Source organism: Pseudomonas sp. PB120 (genome assembly GCF_009761815.1).
Classification (GTDB): domain Bacteria; phylum Pseudomonadota; class Gammaproteobacteria; order Pseudomonadales; family Pseudomonadaceae; genus Aquipseudomonas.
In genome coordinates, this window is record NZ_RWIN01000107.1 from 1 (window position 1) to 17,141 (window position 17,141).

Below are 17,141 nucleotides of genomic sequence, written 5' to 3' on the forward strand. Positions count from 1 at the left end.
CCCAGACAACGCGATCATCCAGACTGGGCGCGTTATCGTTGACGTCCATCGCCAGCAGGCTGGCTCCCACATTTTTGAACCGGGCACATCCGCAAGAGTCAGGTCGGCTTTCAGGCCGCCTCGCTTTGCTGTTGCGGTGTTCGCCCCCTCACGCTCAAGTCTGATTCACCGGAGACCGCCCCGCCCTCGCCCGATAGGCAGGAAGCGCCGCCGCATAGGCCAATGCCTCCTCCCGACTACCAAAAGCGCCGAGCCGATCAGCTTTGGTGCACACCCGCCACGGCCCATTGTTCACGCTGAGTACGTCATAACCGTTCATGTGCATTTTGTTCAGAACAGGAACACTCATAGTCATCTCCTTAACGGCAGTGATAAACCACGATTAACTTGGCTACCTTACACCCGCCCCCTGCCAAAATGCCGACCAGACGTCGCGCCAGCATTCCGGCAGCCAACGGCACTTTTTCGGGCATCCCCTGCTCCAACCCTTGTAACAGCGCGCTCGGCCCGCATATTGCATTTTTATGTCCGTTTAATGACAAAGAGCAATCAGGTTACAGATGAAAGTACGCGCCACCGTTATTTGCGAACAGGATCGACACGTTCTTCTGGTGCGCAAGCCCAGGTGTCGCTGGACCTTGCCCGGCGGAAAAGTCGAGCCTGGTGAAACCACAGCGGGTGCCGCCCTACGTGAACTTCAGGAAGAAACCGGCCTCGGCGCCGACAGCGTGTTGTACCTCATGGAGCTGGAGTCCGGCGGCACCCGGCACCATGTCTACGAAGCCTGGGTGGAGAGCTTCGACGCGCTTCGGCCGCTAAACGAAATCATCGCCTGCATCTGGCACCCGCTGGATTCGGTGCAGAACCTGAACACCAGCGACGCCACGCGCAAAATCGTCAGCGCGTTTCGACGTCGCCTGTAGCGCCTCAGCCCTGATCCCCGCCGCCGACCGGCATGACCATGCCCGTGATGTAAGACGCCTCGTCACTGGCCAGAAACAGAATGGCGCCGGCCTGCTCATCCAGGGTGCCATAGCGTTTCATCAAACTGCTGTCGAGCGTCTGGTCGACGATCTGCTGATACCAGACCTGCTCTTGCGCGCTCGGCTCGGCGCTGTTTCGCGGAATCATTCGGGGCGGAGCTTCGGTGCCACCCGGCGCAGTGGCATTGACCCGAACCCCACGCCCGGCGGTTTCGAACGCCAGGCACGCCGTCAATGCATTCACCCCGCCCTTCGCCGCGCCATACGGCACGCGGTTGATGCTGCGCGTGGCAATCGAGGAAACGTTGACGATGGCCCCACTCCCCTGTTGCAGCATGAACGGCAGCGCCGCATGGCAACACCACAATGTCGGGAACAGCGAGCGCCGGACTTCCGCTTCAATCTGCTGCGCGTCGTAATGCTCGAACGGTTTGGCCCAGATGGTCCCGCCGACGTTGTTGATCAACACATCCAGCCGACCGAAACGTTCGACGGCGGTTTGCATCACGCGGCTGCACTCGCTGTATTGCTCAAGGTCGGCGGTGAGCGCCAGCACCTGACTGGACTGGCCTAACTTCAGTTGCACGTCGAAGACCAGCTCGGAGCGATCAACCAGAATCAACCGCGCGCCCTCCGCCGCCATGCGCTCGGCAACGCGCCGGCCGATGCCTTGGGCGGCCCCGGTGATCAGCGCGACTTTTTCATGAAATCTGTTCATGTGTACCTCATGACGAAAATCGTGTTCACGGATAGCTGATGCCGGGCCGACACTATTCTGTGGCGAGCGAGCTTGCTCGCGCTGGGCTGCGAAGCGGCCCCAAAAATCTGGCCACGCGTGCCTTTTTTGCGAGTGCTGCGCACTCGAACGGGAGCAAGCTCCCTCGCCACAAAATGGTGTATGACTTCACATTGTCTCGGCCAGCAAGCGTCAGAGACCGCCATTCAGGCCGCGCTGGCGGCGAATTTTTCGTAGTAGAAATTCGCAGGCTTGATGCCTTGCTCACGGATGTACTGGCTGACCGCTTCGACCATCGGCGGCGGACCGCACAGGTAAACGTCGACGTCGCCATCGTTCAAATGCTGCGGTTCGATGTGCTGGGTCACGTAGCCCTTGAGCGGATGCTGACTGTCAGGGCTGGCCACGCAGGCGCTGAAAGTGAAATTCGGAATCTGCGCGGCGAATGCTTCGAGTCGGTCGAGCTCCACCAAGTCGAAATCGTGGGTCACGCCGTAGATCAGATGCAGCGGATGTTCACTGCCCTGCTCGGCGATTTTCTCAAGCATCGCCGTAAACGGTGCCAGCCCCGTACCACCGGCCAGCAGCAACAGCGGCCGGCGGATGTCCCGCAGGTAAAAGCTGCCCAACGGCCCGGCCAGGCGCATGCTGTCGCCGGCCTTGGCCATACCGGTGAGGAAGCTGCTCATCAGGCCCCCGGGCACGTTGCGAATCAAAAAGCTGACTTCGCCGCCGCGTTGCAACGAGCTGAACGAGTACGCCCGGGTCTGTTCACTGCCGGGAATCCCGAGGTTCACGTATTGCCCCGGCAGAAACGCCAGTTTGCTCAGCGCGTCGCCCTTGATCGACAACAAGAGGGTGCTGTCGGACAACGGGCGCACGGCGCTGATGGTCGCGTCGTAGCTGGCCTGACCCGTGCGACAGACTTGCGACGATGTCGGCACCCGCACTACGCAATCGCTCTGCGCGCGCATCTGGCAGGTCAGGACAAAACCTTGCTCGGCTTCTTCCGCGCTGAGCGCATCCTCGATGTATTCCTCGCCCAGGTCATAACGCCCGGCTTCGGCGAAACACTTGCAGGTGCCGCACGCGCCGTCGCGGCAGTCCAGCGGAATGTTGATGCCCTGGCGATACGCAGCGTCGGCCACGGTTTCGCCGGCATTGGCGTCGATAAAGCGCGTGACGCCGTCTTCGAAATTGAATGCGATGGAATGAGTCATGACGGCCGCCTCACAGGTGGTAAACATCGATGACCTGGCGAACGTAGTCGTTCTTCAGGATCACTTTCTTGGCCTTGATCAGCGGGTTTTCACCGCGCACATCGAGGGTGTAGAAACTGCTGCCGAAATAGCTGTCGACGGTCTTGTAGCGAAAGCTCAGGGTGTGCCAGTTGAAGCGTACCTTGCACACGCCGTCGACCTGCTCCAGCAACTCGATGTTGCTGATGTTGTGGGAGGTGCGGGTGTCGGGAATGCTCGCGCTGGAGCGTTCGGTCTTGATACGGAAGATGCGGTCTTCCAGGCCGGTGCGGTTGCCGTACCAGATCAACGAGATTTCCCGCTGCGGGTCTTCGGTCAGCTCGTCGTTGTCGTCCCAGGACGGCATCCAGAAGGTCGCGTCCGGGGCATACAACTCCAGCCATTCGTCCCATTGCCGATCATCGAGGTAGCGCGCTTCGCGGTAGAGAAAGTCGCGCACGGCATCAAACGTGATGGTCATTGCACAGCCTCCACGGCGATCAATTCGGACTGCTCGGCGGCCAGCGCCTTGAGCATCGTTTGCTGCCAGTACTTGTGTTGCAGCACAAACAGCCCTTCATCTTCAGTGCGCACGCCACTGAGCAGCGGGTGCAAGTCGATTTCCCTGGCCGCCTCGTCGGCGCCTTCGATCCAGTGCTCAGCCCCCCGGGACATGTCGTTCCAGGTCGTGACACTGCCCTGATAGCTGGTCTGGCAGGAGCGGAACTCTTCCAGATCGTCCGGTGTGGCCATGCCGCTGACATTGAAGAAATCTTCGTACTGACGGATCCGGCTCGCGCGCGCGCTGTCGCTTTCGCCTTTGGGGGCGATGCAATAGATGGTGATTTCGGTGCGGTCGACCGAGATCGGCCGGGCGATGCGGATCTGCGAGCTGAACTGGTCCATCAGGTACACGTTCGGGTACAGGCACAGGTTGCGCGAGTTCTCGATCATCCAGTCGGCGCGGGCCTTGCCGAAGTCCTCGGCCAATTCATCGCGGCGCTCGTACAGCGGACGGTCTTCGGGGTTCGACCACCGGGTCCAGAGCAGCATGTGGCCCTTGTCGAACGAGTAAAAACCGCCGCCCTGCCTGGCCCAGCTGCCGGCGCTCATGGTCGGGTTGCTGTCGCCGGCTTCGCGTTGTTTGCGCTGGTTCTGGGTGGCCGCGTAGTTCCAGTGCACCGAGCTGACGTGGTAGCCGTCGGCGCCGTTTTCGGCGGTGAGTTTCCAGTTGCCTTCGTAGATATAGCTTGATGAACCACGCAGTACTTCCAGGCCATCGGCGGACTGGTCGACGATCATGTCGATGATCTTCGCCGACTCGCCAAGGTGCTCCACCAGCGGCACCACATCGGCCTTCAGGCTGCCGAAGAGAAAGCCGCGATAGGACTCGAACCGCGCGACTTTGGTCAGGTCGTGGGAGCCTTCGCAGTTGAAACTCGCCGGGTAGCCGGCCTGCGCCGGGTCTTTGACTTTGAGCAGCTTGCCGGAGTTGTTGAAGGTCCAGCCGTGGAACGGGCAGGTGTAGGAACTTTTGTTGCCTGACTTGTGCCGGCAGAGTGTTGCGCCGCGATGACTGCAGGCGTTGATGAAGGCGTTGAGCACGCCGTCCTTGTTGCGCGCGATGAAGATCGACTGGCGCCCCATGGTGGTGGTGTAGAAATCGTTGATATTGGGGATCTGGCTTTCGTGAGCCAGGTACAGCCAGTTGCCCTCGAAGATGTGCTTCATCTCCAGATCGAACAGGCGCGGGTCGGTGAACATCTCGCGTTTGCAGCGATAGATGCCGTGCTCTTTATCGTCTTCCAGCAGGGCGTGAAGGTATTCGGGTCGCAGGGTCATGGCCGCCGCCTCCATTGTTATTGTTCAGGCAGGGCCATGCTAGGACGGGGGGATGGGGGGGGACTATCCGATGGGTGCAGACCTTTATCCGGTTTGTGCAACGATTAACTCGGTATTTGAGCCCGGCCAATGTGGCGAGGGAGCTTGCTCCCGCTGGGCTGCGCAGCGGCCCCAAAAAAATGACTGCTTCGCAGTCAAGCGGGAGCAAGCTCCCTCGCCACAGTTTTGGTGTCGTTTGAGTGAACTCAGTGCCGGCGCTTGAGCGTATCGGACGGCAATTCGCCAAACTGTTTGCGGTAGCTCTCGGAGAACCTTCCCAGGTGCAGGAAGCCGTAATCCATCGCCACTTCCGTGACGTTACGCACATTGCAGGTCGGGTCGCTCAGGCAGGCGTTGACGCGTTCCAGCCGTTTCTGCCGGATATAGTTTTTCGGCGTAGCCCCGGCGTTGCGCTCAAACAGGCCATACAACGAACGCAGGCTCATCCGCGCCAGACGCGCCAGTTCTTCACTGTCGATGTCCTGTTTCAGGTTGCGCGCGATGTAATCGGCGATCACCTCGAACGTGGCCGAAGGGGAACCGAGGCTGACCCGGCTGACATTGGTCTTCATCAGGCTGAGCATCTTGCTGACGATAATCTGCGCGTAATGCTCCTGGACCTTGGGGATCTGCTCGGTGGCTTCGGCTTCCTGGCAAATCATTGCCAGCAGGCTGACGAAGCCTTCAAGTTCATCGAGCTGGTAACGGTTTTCCAGAAACCGCACGCCCTGCCCCGGGTACCGCCAGCGCTGCTCGTCACACACCGATTCCAGCAAACGGGTGGGCACTTTCAGGATGAATTTTTCGCAATCGGCGGAATAGGTCAGGTCCACCGGATCGTCGGGATTGATCAACAGCAGCTCGCCCGGCGCGAAGTAATGCTCGTCGCCGTGCCCGCGCCACAGGCAGTTACCGCGCAGCAGCACCTGCAGATGATAAATGCTGTCCAGCGCGCCGGACGTCACCCGCACGCTGGCACCGTAGCTGATGCGACACAGGTCGAGACTGGCGAACTTGCGATGATCCAGGCTGGCCAGCGGCCGACCGGTGCGGGGCATCAGGATGCAGTGATTGCCGACGTGCTGATTGACGTAGCCCGACACCGCGTAGGGGTCGGCCTGGTCGAACACTCTGCTGCGCTGACTCAACAGTTGCGCGTGCATCATCGGTTCACTCTCGCTGTTGTTATCGATTACGCCACCGAACTGTAGGAGCGAGCTTGCTCGCGATGGACTCAAGGACGCCGCAGGGAATCAGGCTCCCAGCGTCATCGTTAACGACCATCGCGAGCAGGCTCGCTCCTACAGGGTTGGCGCATGGTGCGCTGTCAGTCTTCCAGTGCGCGCACCCGTTCGTGGCGCTGTTGCTCTTGCGGCTGGGCAGACGACTGCAAGGTAAAGTCGAATTCGATTTCGGCAAAACGACCGCTGACGCCATGCGCCGCTGCGCGCTCCTGATCATCGCTGAAGGTGATCTTCGCGATCAGCTCGTCACGGGTAGCATAGGCGAAATCGTCGTGCAGGTACTGGTCGCCATCCAGGTTGATCTGGGTGGTCAGGTGACGATGATCCGGTGCCGAGATGAAGAAGTGCACGTGCGCCGGACGCTGGCCATGACGGCCCAGTTGATCGAGCAATTGCTGGGTCGGACCGTCCGGTGGGCAGCCGTAGCCCGACGGCACGATGCTGCGGAAACGGTAGCGGCCTTCGGCATCGGTAACGATGCGGCGGCGCAGGTTGAATTCCGATTGTGCGGTATCGAAGTAGGAGTAAGTGCCGCCCGTGTTGGCGTGCCACACGTCCACCACCGCGCCGGCCAACGGTTCGCCCGCCGTGTTGAACACCCGGCCTTGCATGAACAGGGTCACACCCGGATCGAGGCCATCGTCCAGACGCGCTTCGCCTTGCGACAACGGCGCACCCGCCACGTACAGCGGCCCTTCGATGGTCCGCGGCGTGCCACCGGATTTACCGGCCTGCTCGTCTTCAGCGTCCATCAACAGGTCGAGGTAATGCTCCAGACCGAGCCCCGCCACCAACAAACCGGCTTCTTGGCGAGCACCCAGCACGTTGAGGTAATTGACGGCTTTCCAGAATTCTTCCGGGGTCACGGCCAGGTCTTCGATGATGTTCACCGAATCGCGCAGGATGCGGTAGACCAGGGCCTTGACGCGCGGGTCGCCGGCGTCATTCAACAGGCCGCTGGCCTCTTCGAGAAACTTCTGGGCGCTGGCAGTGTGGGAAATCTTGACGTTCATGGTGGTTCCTCATCTTGTAATTATTGGCGTGGCGAACTGAACAGGCTGGGTTCAGCGGTCATCCTCGCGGATGGAAGAAGGATGCCGGCACATCGCGGTGACTTCGATCGCCATGTACGGGTACAGCGGCAATTGCATCAGCAGGTCGTGCAGCTCTTGGACGCTGTCGACATCGAACACGCTGTAATTGGCATAGAGCCCGGCGATGCGCCACAGGTGACGCCACTTGCCTTGTTCCTGCAGGCGCTGGGCCAGGGCTTTTTCGTCAGCCTTGAGCTTGGCGGCGGCTTCCGGATTCATGTCGACCGGCAGGTTCACGGTCATTTTTACGTGGAACAGCATAATGCTCTCCTCAGGCTTGATGAATGGCGGTAGACGTTTTATCGCGACGGAAGAACGCCAGGCGCTCTTCGTCCAGGCTCAGGCCCAGGCCCGGCGTTTTCGGCACGTGCAACTCGAAATCGCGATAGACCAGCGGCTCGCTGAGGATGTCTTCGGTCAACAGCAGCGGGCCGAAGAGTTCGGTGTCCCACGCCAGTTTGTTCAGCGTGACGAAGGCATGGGCCGACGCCAGGGTGCCGATCCCCCCTTCAAGCATGGTGCCGCCATACAGGCCGATGCCCGCCGCTTCGGCGATGGCAGCGGTTCGCAGCACGGCGCGTGGGCCGCCGTTCTTGGCGATTTTCAGGGCGAACACTGAGGCCGCGCCGTCCCGGGCCAGGTTGAAGGCATCTTCGACGCATTCGATGGACTCATCGGCCATGATCGGTGCCGGGCTCATGGCATTCAGGCGAACCATACCCGTGCGGTTGTTGCGCGAGATCGGCTGTTCGATCAAGTCGATGCCGTTGGTGCCCAGGATCCGGCAGGCACGCAAGGCGACCGCTTCGTCCCAGGCCTGGTTGACATCGACACGCACACTGGCGCGGTCGCCCAAGGCTTTCTTGATCGCAATCACGTGGGCCAGGTCGCGGTTGACCTCGCCCGCACCGATCTTCAGTTTGAAGATCCGGTGGCGGCGCAGGTCGAGCATTTTTTCCGCTTCGGCGATGTCCTTTTCCGTGTCGCCACTGGCCAGGGTCCAGGCCACCGGCAGCGCATCGCGAACCCGGCCGCCCAGCAGTTCGCTGACCGGCAGCCCGAGGCGCTTGCCCAACGCGTCGAGCAACGCGGTTTCGATACCTGATTTGGCGAAGGTATTACCACGGATGCTGCGTTCCAGGCGCAACATCGCGGCATTGATGTTGCCGCTGTCCTGGCCGATCAGCAGCGGCGCGAAGTGTTTGTCGATGTTGGTCTTGATGCTGTCCGGGCTTTCATTGCCGTACGCCAGGCCACCGATGGTGGTGGACTCGCCAATGCCTTCGATGCCATCGGCACAGCGTACGCGAATGATCACCAGAGTCTGATTCTGCATGGTGTGCATCGCCAGCTTGTGCGGGCGGATGGTCGGCAGATCGACGATGATCGTCTCGATCGATTCAATGGCTGTTGCAAGCATGGCGATACCCGTCAGGTTCTTAAAGTTCTGGAACCGATTCTGGTACGGCTTTTTTTTCAGTGCCAATATAGAATTGGTCTGACTTGATACCTTAAAGGTATGCAACCGTTTGACGTGTGGAGGCCCCATGGAACTGCGTCACCTGCGGTATTTTCAGGTACTGGCTCAAACCCTCAATTTCACCCGCGCCGCCGAACTGCTGCACATCGCCCAACCGCCCTTGAGCCGGCAGATCCAGCAACTGGAAGACGAACTCGGCGTTCTGCTGCTGGAACGCGGACGGCCGTTGAAGCTGACGGACGCCGGGCGGTTTTTCCATGAGCACTCCACCGCCCTGCTCGAGCAACTGGGTAAGGTGTGCGACAACACACGGCGGATCGGCCTGGGTGAAAAGACCTGGCTGGGCATCGGTTTTGCCCCTTCGACGCTTTACGGCGTGTTGCCGGAGCTGATTCGCCGTTTGCGCAGCGGTGAGCCGCTGGAGCTTGAACTGGGGCTTTCGGAGATGACCACGCTGCAACAGGTGCAGGCGCTCAAGGCCGGGCGCATCGATATCGGCTTCGGCCGCATCCGCATCGACGACCCGGCCATCGTCCAGACCGTGTTGACCGAAGACCGGCTGGTGGCCGCCCTGCCCGCCGGCCACCCGTTGCTGGCCGGGCCGATCAGCCTGCGGGACCTGGCGAAGGAGCCCTTCGTGCTGTACCCCGGCAACCCACGCCCCAGCTATGCCGACCACGTCATTGCCCTGTTCGAATCCTATGGCGTGAGTATTCATGTGGCGCAATGGACCAATGAACTGCAAACGGCCATTGGATTGGTGGGGGCTGGCATCGGGGTCACACTGGTGCCCGCGTCGGTGCAACTGCTGCACCGCGATGACATTGGCTTTACACCGCTGCTGGAGGACAACGCGACCTCGCCGATCATCCTCAGCCGACGGGTGGGCGATGTATCACCGGGGTTGAATCATTGTTTGGGGATGATTGATGTGTTGCTGCCGCGGGGGAGTGAATAAAACGGGCAATGCATTTCTATGGCGAGGCTGCTTTTTGTGGCGAGGGAGCTTGCTCCCGCTGGACTGAGTAGCAGTTCCAACAATGCCAACTCAGTGAAAGACCCCTATGGGGGCTGCTGCGCAACCCAGCGGGAGCAAGCTCCCTCGCCACAGAAGCATCACCACTTCTTGAATAACATCCGTTAACCCGCAAACGCCCTACGCCCAGCGCTCATTTCGGTGCGCAACTCGCCGATCAGGTCGGAAATCGCCCGCACGCTGGTCAGCTGAGCGGTCGATACACCACTGATCAACAGTTCGACCCGCCCGCTGGCCGGTTCGAAAACCTCGATGCGCAACAAGCCGCCGTTCTCCGTGCAATCGCAGGACAGCGGCTCAAAACCGGACTCCATAATGTTGCAAAGCACTGAAATCGGAACCATGGCCGACGCCTCGATAGCAGTTGATCGGATTGGACCCACTGAGGATAGATGCGGTTTGGCCATTTTGCGCGAGCAAAAAGTGCTACCTGGCTCTCATTTCGGGCAGTTTTTCTAGTGAGAATCGCCATCCCAGATCCAATTCCAGATGCCCGGCAATTTCACCGGCTCTGAACTGTCTCGAACGGTGCGCGCCAGTGCCGCCGCTTGCAGCGCGGCCGTGTCGTCGTAAAACGGCTTTTCTGCGGTTTTCACGCCGGTCGCCTGCGCGCTGTCGAGGAGGATTTGCAGGTATTCACGGGTATGCCGGGCGGTATAGCGATTGAGGTCGTGGAAGGTCACTACTACCGGGATCACCCCGTCCACCACCGGCAACTCACCCAGGGCAATGCGTTCGCGCACTTCAGACATCGAGCGCAGCATGTGCGAGCGCCGCCGAGGGCTGGCGTTGAAGCCCCAGATTTTGCCGTCATTGGCGCTCAGGTCGGTCAGGAGCACATGCAGACCGTGCAGCTGATAGGCGGCGAAAACCCGTTTGTCGTAGTTCCAGAACGGCGGACGCACCAGCACCGGTGGTGCGTCGGTGATCGCGGCAATGTCGGCGCAACCTTTGGTCAGCGACTGCTCCAGTTCTTCCGGGCTCAGGGAACGGTGATTGGTGTGCGAGTGGGTGGCGGTGTGGAAACCCAGAATCTGGCCCTCCGCATGTTCGCGACGCATGACCTCGCGCCCGATGTCGCTGTCCCCCGCCCGTGGCGCGCCAGTCTGGACGAAGAACACTGCCTTGAGGTTCGGTTGCACCGGGTTGCTGGCCAGGCTGTCGAGCACCGTCATCGTCGGGTTCCAAAAGCTCGAGGCACTGGGACCGTCGTCAAAGGTCAGCAGGAAACGAATCGGTGGCTGCGCGCGCAGACGCTGTTCGGTCTGCGGCGTCAACTCGATGGGGGAAGCGATACACCCCGCCAGCCCGACGGCAATGGCGAGTAAAGAGAGAACCTTGAACAGCTGTTTCATGATGTGCCTTGGCCGAACCGTTACGCCCGCACAGGTGTGCGGGCGCTGGTTGGATAAGGGTACACAGAGTTTGGTTCCGGTGCTTGCGGCCGCGCCGTGGTTACTGGATCAACGCCTGTTGAAACGAGTGGTCGATGATCGGGGCGGTGGCCAATGCGGTCGGCAGCGCCTTGACCTTGAACAGGAAGTCGGCGGTGCTCTGCAGGTCCGATGCCGCCTGGGCATCCACCGGCCCGACGGTCATGTGCGCCTGGCGCAGCCAATGGCGCGAAACGTCCTGGTCGAGGTTGGCCTTTTTGGCCCACAGATCCGCGTACTCATCGGTGTGGTTGTCGACCCACGCCCGAGCCTTTTTCAGGCGCCCCAGGAAGTCGGCAATGGCTTCACGCTTGGTGTCGATCGAAGGCGTCGAAGCGGCGATGGCGCTCAGGCCTGGCATCAGGTTCTTTGCGGTGAGAATCGGTCGCGCGCCAGAGAACAGAATCTGCTGGGAGATGTAAGGCTCCCAGACCGGAAACGCATCGATGCTGCCCTGAGGCAACGCGGCGGCGGCATCAATCGGCATCAGTTTGATGAAGTCGACGTAGTCCTCCGGCAGGTTGGCATTTTCCAGGGCGCGCAAGGTCAGTTGCTGGCTCCAGGCCCCGGGCCAGTAAGCGACTTTCTTGCCCTTCAGATCGGCGATGGTCTTGACCGGTGAATCCTTGGGCACCAGCAGCGCGATGGTGTCAGGGTTCTGCCGGGATACGCCGATCAGCTTGACGGGCGCCTGTTTGGCCGCCAGAAACAGAAAGCCCGAATCGCCGAGGAAGCCCACGTCCAGCGCGCCGGTATTCAGTGCTTCGGCCAGCGGTGCGGCGGCCTGAAAATGTTTCCAGTCGACGGTATACGGCGCGTCTTTCAACACACCCGACGCCTCAACCGATGCCCGAACGTTGTAGTAATTCTGATCGCCTACGTGCAGGACGACGGGTTCGGCGGCGTAGGCCATTGGCGCAGCAAACAGTGCGCTGGCCAGCACACTTCGTACGAATCGGGACAGGTTCATCGAGGGCTCCTTGTAAGTCATTGCGATAGACCATAACGCTCTTACAAGTCACTTCTTAAATTCGAATTATGCATAAGCTCATGACCGGCAGCGAACAGTGTTCACCCAGCAACAGTGACTCAACAGACTGTTTTCCCCGGAACAGCTCTACCCCTCGCCCGCAACGCCAACCCCTTGGAAACGCTCCCCCCGGCAACATGGCACAGAGCCTGCAATATTCCTTTTTATGCAGTATCAATTTTAAAAAATGACTTTTTAGAAATAAGAAACTTGCCGCCTTGCCTGGAGCTGTCCCATGAAACCCAACGCCCGTTTCTCTACATTCAAGTATTTGCTCAGCGCCTGCGCCCTGGCCTTGAGCCTGCAACCTGCCGCCCAGGCCGCTGAAGCGCCGCCCGCCGAAGTGCACCTGGATTACGCCTATTACTCGCCAGTCAGCCTGGTGCTCAAGCACTTTGGGTTTCTGGAACAAGCCCTGCCACAGACCAAGGTCAGCTGGGTGTTGAGCCAGGGCAGCAACCGCTCGCTGGAATACCTGAACAGTGGCGGCGTCGACTTCGCGTCTTCTGCCAGCCTCGCCGCCGTGCTCAGCCGCGCCAACGGCAGCCCGATCAAATCGGTCTACGTCTATAGCCGCGCCGAATGGACCGCGTTGGTGGTGCGCAAGGATTCGCCCTACAAAACCGTGGCCGACCTGAAAGGCAAGAAAATCGCCGCGACCAAAGGCACCGACCCCTACCTGTTCACCCTGCGCAGCCTGCAACAGGCCGGCCTCAGCAAAGACGATGTGGAACTGGTGCACTTGCAGCATCCGGACGGCCGCACCGCGCTGGAAAAAGGTGACGTCGACGCCTGGGCGGGCCTCGATCCGCACATGGCCGCCAGCCAGGTCCAGGCCGGTTCGCGCCTGCTCTATCGCAACACCCACTTCAACAGTTACGGCGTGGTCAGCGTCACCGACACCTATGCGAAAGAGCACCCGCAAGCCATCGACACCGTCCTCAAGGCGTACGAAAAAGCCCGCGACTGGGCAGTAAAAAACCCTGAGGAACTGGCGAAATTGCTCGCCACCGAATCCGGCCTGCCGCTGGAAGTGGCCAAGCTGCAATTGTCGCGCACGGACCTGAGCAGCCCGCAATTGACCGCCAACGATGTGATCGCCTCCAAGGCGGCCGCACCGATCCTGGTGTCGGAAGAACTGGTGCGTCGCGGAGTCAACGTCGATCAAGTGATCGATCAACTGATCGACACCGGTTTCAAAGACGCCGTGGCACGCCAGTAAACGTCCCCCCCAGAGAACGCCATGACCAGTAAAAGCAAAGACCTGCCCCTTGGATTGCCAGCGCCGCGCCGCGCCAGTGTGTCCTTGAATAACGCCTGGCGTTTGCGCCTCAAGGGGCTGGCCCTGCCGGTGCTGATCCTGCTGGTGCTGGAATTCGTCGTGCGCGTTGGCTGGCTGCCCTCCTACCAAATGCCCGCCCCCAGCGAAATCGCCCTGACATTGCGCGATCTGGCCGAAGGCGCTTTGTGGAAGCACATCAGCGCCAGCCTGTTGCGGGTGCTGCTGGGGTTCGCCATTGGTGCGAGTCTGGCCCTGGTGTTTGCCGCCTGGGTCGGGCTGAGCCGCGAAGCCGAAGCCTGGCTGGAGCCGACGTTTGCCGGGCTGCGTTCGATTCCAAGCCTAGCCTGGGTACCGCTGTTGTTGCTGTGGCTGGGCATCGACGAAACCTCGAAAATCGTCCTGATCGCCATCGGCGCCTTCTTCCCGGTGTACCTCAACGGCGTGGCGGCGATCCGCGACATCGACCGCAAACTGGTGGAAGTCGGCCAGATGTACGGCTTCAGCCGCACACGTCTGGTGCGGCGGATTCTGGTGCCGGCTGCCCTGCCCGGCCTGTTCACCGGATTGCGCAGCGGCATGAGCCTGGCCTGGATGTTTCTGGTCGCGGCCGAGCTGATCGCGGCGACCAAAGGTTTGGGTTATCTGCTCAGTGACGGGCGCGAAACGTCCCGCCCGGACATCGTCCTTGCGGCAATCATCGTTTTGGCGCTGCTGGGCAAACTGAGCGATGGCCTGTTGGCCGGGCTGGAAAAACGCTGCCTCGCCTGGCGCGACACCTTCAACGGCCAAAGCGCAGAGGATTGAGCCATGACCGAACACTTGCTGGACATTCGCGTCGAGCGCAAAACCTTTGGCGCCACCACCGTACTGCAAAACATTCATCTGCAATTGCAGCCCCGGGAAGCTGTCAGTCTGCTGGGCCCCAGCGGTTGCGGAAAAAGCACCTTGCTGCGCATCGTCGCCGGTCTGGAAAAGGATTATCAGGGCGAGTTGCGCAACCGTGCCGGCGAAGTTGCGTTCGTCTTCCAGGAACCACGGCTGATGCCCTGGCTGACCGTTGAACAGAACATCGGCTTCAGCGCAGACAACGATTACGACAAGGCCTGGGTCGCGCAATTGATCGAGGAAGTCGGCCTGGGCGGTTTTGCTCAAGCCTTGCCGAAGGCGTTGTCAGGCGGGATGGCCCAGCGCGTGGCCATCGCACGCGGCCTCTATTCACGTCCGCACGTGCTGTTGCTCGACGAGCCGTTCAGCGCCGTGGACGCCTTCACCCGCATGAAATTGCAGGACTTGCTGCTGCAATTGGCCGAGCGCCACGCCATCGCCCTGCTGCTGGTGACCCACGACGTCGATGAGGCGCTGTACCTCAGCGATCGCGTGCTGGTGATGGACAATCGTCCGAGCAGCATTCGTCAGGAACTGGCGGTGCAACTGACGCATCCCCGTGATCGCCGGGACCCATTACTGGCGCAGCTAAAGGCGTTGTCGCTGACCGAGTTGCAGCGGGCGCATGTGATCTGACACAACTAAGCTGAAGGCTCGAACCGGAGGATTCAGCCGATGTGCGGACGACTGTCGCAATACCGGGGCATTCACGATTTCGTGGCGGTGCTGAGCATCCCCGACGCGCTGATCAACCACGTCGGCGACGAACCGCTGGCGCGTTACAACGCCGCGCCGACCACTCAACTCGCCCTGCTGCATCTGGAGAGCGATGGCCTGCACGCCGATTCGCAACGTTGGGGCTGGCGACCGCATTGGGCGAAGGACCGCGCCGCGCCGATCAATGCACGGGTCGAAAAAGTTGCCCACGGTCCGTTCTTCAGGGCCATCTGGCCGCACCGCGCCATTGTGCCGGTCGACAACTGGTTTGAATGGGTCGATGCCGGGGATTCAACCCGGCAACCGTGGCTCATCCGGCGCAGGGACCGCGGGCCGATTTTCTGCGCAGCCATTGGACAGTTCCCGGTGGGCGCAGGTGAGCCAAAGGCCGACGGCGGTTTCGTGATCATCACCGCGGACAGCGCGGGCGGCATGCTCGACATCCATGACCGCCGGCCGGTCGTGTTATCTGCGGAACTGGCGCGGGAATGGCTCAATCCGGCGACTCCCTTGGAACGCGCGGAACAAATGGCACTTTTGCAGGGTGAAACCAGCGAGGTCTTCGAGTGGTACAAGGTAGGCAAAGCGGTCGGCAACACACGAAATCAAGGCGCGACGCTGATTGAGGAGTTCATTTGAACTATCAATATCGACAGTCATGCTGGCATAAATAACAGTTGTCTATCCCCATTAAACTCTCAAACGTTACACCTAGTGTTTCATCCAGGAAACACTTGCTTCGGAGTGAAGGCGACGGCATTAACCGCTTGTCTGACAATCCGATACATTTAGTAATACTACAGCTAGGATTCGCGCCGCATTTCCCTCGTACCACCCAGTTGACCAAAGAGTCAGCAAATTAAGGAAATCCCTAAAACTACAAGCCTTGCAGAGAATCAAATTGCGCGACGATTTAATAATTAATCAAGTCGGCGGTCTGGAGTGCATTTATCTTTCGACGACAGAGCGTTACAAACTTGACTGTTTTATCGGGCAATACATACAGACCCGAAACTTGCGTTCAATTAGCAACATCGACAACCTCCTGCGTTCAACCCTCGACGTCTATCCGGGCAAACACCCGGTCATGGTCAATGAGCTGAACGCATGGATCGACAAAACCCTGGGTTATCGGGCTGAGCACCCCGATTTTGAGCACCTGGAAGACATCTGAATCGCGGCCCGGAATCTGTTCGGCAAAAGAACTGAACGAACCCGGTGTCGGAACACTCTCAATAGCGGAGGCTCTATGAGCCTCTTGTATTTTCAGTCTTCTCATTTCTGCACTTTCTTAAATTGCAGACCACTCTGAATTCCCTTTCGATTACCGAGCTAAGTCTTTGATTATCCTCAGGAGAGCACATGAGCGAAGTCATTCCCTATGCCGTACATTACTTGTTTGATGGAGTGCGGCAGCATTTTTTCAAGTTGGCTGTGCAGTTTTCGGATGTCGAGGCGATACATTCGGCGTTTGCGCATGCTTATCCCTCGGCGAGGCGGCGGATTGCGGTGCATGCCAGTCTCGAGGTTGCGCGGGTTGAGGCTCAGGGGTTGGGGATTACGAAGGTTCGGTGGAATGAGGCGGTTTGATTTGCGCCTGCGCTATTTTTACGGCGTACATATCCGTTTTTGCGGTAACGGCCGCTATTGGTTTCGCCCTTACGGCGACTCACTTTTCCAAACGCCGAAAAGTAAGCAAAAGGCTCTTGCCCCACCACTTGGTGCCTCGCTAAGGCTCGGCATGCCCTCACTCCGGCATTGCTCCGTGGGTCGCCGCCATCGGCCATCCATGGCCGAGGGCGGCTAAACCGGCGTCCTGCCGGTTTCCCCACTCCGCAATGCCTGCGTTCGGCCATCGTGGTTTAACGGGGCGCCTAAATCAAAAGCAAAGCGAGGCGGCCTGACAGCCGACCTGGCTTTTGCGGGTGTCCGCATTCCCCCTGTGGGAGCTGGCTTGCCAGCGATGACGGCCTGACAGTCGACTGATCTCTCTCAAGTACACCCCAATCAAATGTGGGAGCCAGCCTGCTGGCGATGGATACCCAGACACCGCGATCCTCCAGACAGGTCGCGTTATCGTTGACGTCCATCGCCAGCAGGCT

Annotated in this window: 20 protein-coding genes and 1 pseudogene; 8 read left to right on the forward strand and 13 right to left on the reverse strand. The window is 60.2% G+C overall.

The window, feature by feature from the left end; all coding sequences use genetic code 11:
- Positions 1-154: 154 nt before the first annotated feature.
- A complete protein-coding gene (locus tag EJA72_RS19630; protein WP_157713029.1) occupies positions 155-349 on the reverse strand; it encodes a DUF2188 domain-containing protein in 195 nt (64 codons plus the stop codon).
- Positions 350-560: 211 nt separating this feature from the next.
- On the opposite strand from EJA72_RS19630, the gene EJA72_RS19635 reads away from it, so the two are divergent.
- Positions 561-923 (forward strand): NUDIX hydrolase, encoded by a 363-nt coding sequence (locus tag EJA72_RS19635; RefSeq protein WP_157713030.1) that lies wholly within the window; start codon positions 561-563, stop codon positions 921-923.
- A 4-nt stretch (positions 924-927) separates the two neighbouring features.
- Here the strand turns inward: EJA72_RS19635 and EJA72_RS19640 are convergent, their stop codons facing one another.
- From EJA72_RS19640 to EJA72_RS19675, 8 genes are all read right to left on the reverse strand, one after another.
- The gene (locus tag EJA72_RS19640; protein WP_157713031.1) at positions 928-1,701 is read right to left on the reverse strand and encodes a 1,6-dihydroxycyclohexa-2,4-diene-1-carboxylate dehydrogenase; all 774 of its coding nucleotides are present in this window, start codon (positions 1,699-1,701) and stop codon (positions 928-930) included.
- Between the two features lie 224 nt (positions 1,702-1,925).
- Positions 1,926-2,939, reverse strand: a complete 1,014-nt coding sequence (benC, locus tag EJA72_RS19645; RefSeq protein ID WP_157713032.1) for a benzoate 1,2-dioxygenase electron transfer component BenC — start codon at positions 2,937-2,939, stop codon at positions 1,926-1,928.
- Positions 2,940-2,949: 10 nt separating this feature from the next.
- Complete coding sequence (benB, locus tag EJA72_RS19650) at positions 2,950-3,438, reverse strand: benzoate 1,2-dioxygenase small subunit (protein WP_157713033.1); 489 nt, start codon at positions 3,436-3,438, stop codon at positions 2,950-2,952.
- Positions 3,435-4,799: a benzoate 1,2-dioxygenase large subunit gene (gene benA, locus EJA72_RS19655; protein WP_157713034.1), complete on the reverse strand. Its 1,365-nt coding sequence runs from the start codon at positions 4,797-4,799 to the stop codon at positions 3,435-3,437. The genes benB and benA overlap by 4 nt, the downstream gene beginning before the upstream one ends.
- Positions 4,800-5,044: 245 nt before the next feature.
- Entirely contained in the window at positions 5,045-6,004 is a 960-nt protein-coding gene (locus EJA72_RS19660; RefSeq protein ID WP_157713035.1) for an AraC family transcriptional regulator, read from the reverse strand.
- A 161-nt stretch (positions 6,005-6,165) separates the two neighbouring features.
- Positions 6,166-7,095, reverse strand: a complete 930-nt coding sequence (catA, locus tag EJA72_RS19665) for a catechol 1,2-dioxygenase (RefSeq protein ID WP_157713036.1) — start codon at positions 7,093-7,095, stop codon at positions 6,166-6,168.
- 51 nt (positions 7,096-7,146) lie between these two features.
- On the reverse strand, positions 7,147-7,437 hold the full coding sequence (gene catC, locus EJA72_RS19670) for a muconolactone Delta-isomerase (protein WP_157713037.1): 291 nt from the start codon (positions 7,435-7,437) through the stop codon (positions 7,147-7,149).
- Between the two features lie 10 nt (positions 7,438-7,447).
- Positions 7,448-8,596, reverse strand: coding sequence for a muconate cycloisomerase family protein (locus EJA72_RS19675; RefSeq protein WP_157713038.1), 1,149 nt, complete (start codon positions 8,594-8,596; stop codon positions 7,448-7,450).
- A gap of 127 nt (positions 8,597-8,723) precedes the next feature.
- On the opposite strand from EJA72_RS19675, the gene EJA72_RS19680 reads away from it, so the two are divergent.
- The gene (locus EJA72_RS19680) at positions 8,724-9,614 is read left to right on the forward strand and encodes a LysR family transcriptional regulator (protein WP_157713039.1); all 891 of its coding nucleotides are present in this window, start codon (positions 8,724-8,726) and stop codon (positions 9,612-9,614) included.
- 182 nt (positions 9,615-9,796) lie between these two features.
- On the opposite strand, the gene EJA72_RS19685 is transcribed toward EJA72_RS19680, so the two are convergent.
- From EJA72_RS19685 to EJA72_RS19695, 3 genes are all read right to left on the reverse strand, one after another.
- Positions 9,797-10,036, reverse strand: coding sequence for a DUF1652 domain-containing protein (locus EJA72_RS19685; RefSeq protein ID WP_157713040.1), 240 nt, complete (start codon positions 10,034-10,036; stop codon positions 9,797-9,799).
- A 111-nt stretch (positions 10,037-10,147) separates the two neighbouring features.
- Complete coding sequence (locus EJA72_RS19690) at positions 10,148-11,047, reverse strand: polysaccharide deacetylase family protein (RefSeq protein WP_157713041.1); 900 nt, start codon at positions 11,045-11,047, stop codon at positions 10,148-10,150.
- 100 nt (positions 11,048-11,147) lie between these two features.
- Entirely contained in the window at positions 11,148-12,038 is an 891-nt protein-coding gene (locus EJA72_RS19695) for an ABC transporter substrate-binding protein (protein ID WP_372240722.1), read from the reverse strand.
- Between the two features lie 352 nt (positions 12,039-12,390).
- On the opposite strand from EJA72_RS19695, the gene EJA72_RS19700 reads away from it, so the two are divergent.
- From EJA72_RS19700 to EJA72_RS19725, 6 genes are all read left to right on the forward strand, one after another.
- Positions 12,391-13,377, forward strand: a complete 987-nt coding sequence (locus tag EJA72_RS19700; RefSeq protein ID WP_157713043.1) for an aliphatic sulfonate ABC transporter substrate-binding protein — start codon at positions 12,391-12,393, stop codon at positions 13,375-13,377.
- A gap of 21 nt (positions 13,378-13,398) precedes the next feature.
- On the forward strand, positions 13,399-14,241 hold the full coding sequence (locus EJA72_RS19705; protein WP_157713044.1) for an ABC transporter permease: 843 nt from the start codon (positions 13,399-13,401) through the stop codon (positions 14,239-14,241).
- A 3-nt stretch (positions 14,242-14,244) separates the two neighbouring features.
- Positions 14,245-14,958 (forward strand): ABC transporter ATP-binding protein, encoded by a 714-nt coding sequence (locus EJA72_RS19710; RefSeq protein WP_157713045.1) that lies wholly within the window; start codon positions 14,245-14,247, stop codon positions 14,956-14,958.
- A gap of 39 nt (positions 14,959-14,997) precedes the next feature.
- Entirely contained in the window at positions 14,998-15,678 is a 681-nt protein-coding gene (locus EJA72_RS19715) for an SOS response-associated peptidase (protein ID WP_157713046.1), read from the forward strand.
- A gap of 262 nt (positions 15,679-15,940) precedes the next feature.
- Positions 15,941-16,213, forward strand: a complete 273-nt coding sequence (locus EJA72_RS19720; protein ID WP_157713047.1) for a hypothetical protein — start codon at positions 15,941-15,943, stop codon at positions 16,211-16,213.
- A gap of 188 nt (positions 16,214-16,401) precedes the next feature.
- Positions 16,402-16,629 carry a DUF6555 family protein gene (locus tag EJA72_RS19725; RefSeq protein ID WP_157713048.1) on the forward strand — a complete coding sequence of 76 codons (228 nt, stop codon included), beginning with the start codon at positions 16,402-16,404 and terminating at the stop codon, positions 16,627-16,629.
- A 284-nt stretch (positions 16,630-16,913) separates the two neighbouring features.
- Here EJA72_RS19725 and EJA72_RS29040 read toward each other — a convergent pair.
- Positions 16,914-17,141 (reverse strand): annotated as a pseudogene (locus EJA72_RS29040) (hypothetical protein); the annotation flags it as partial.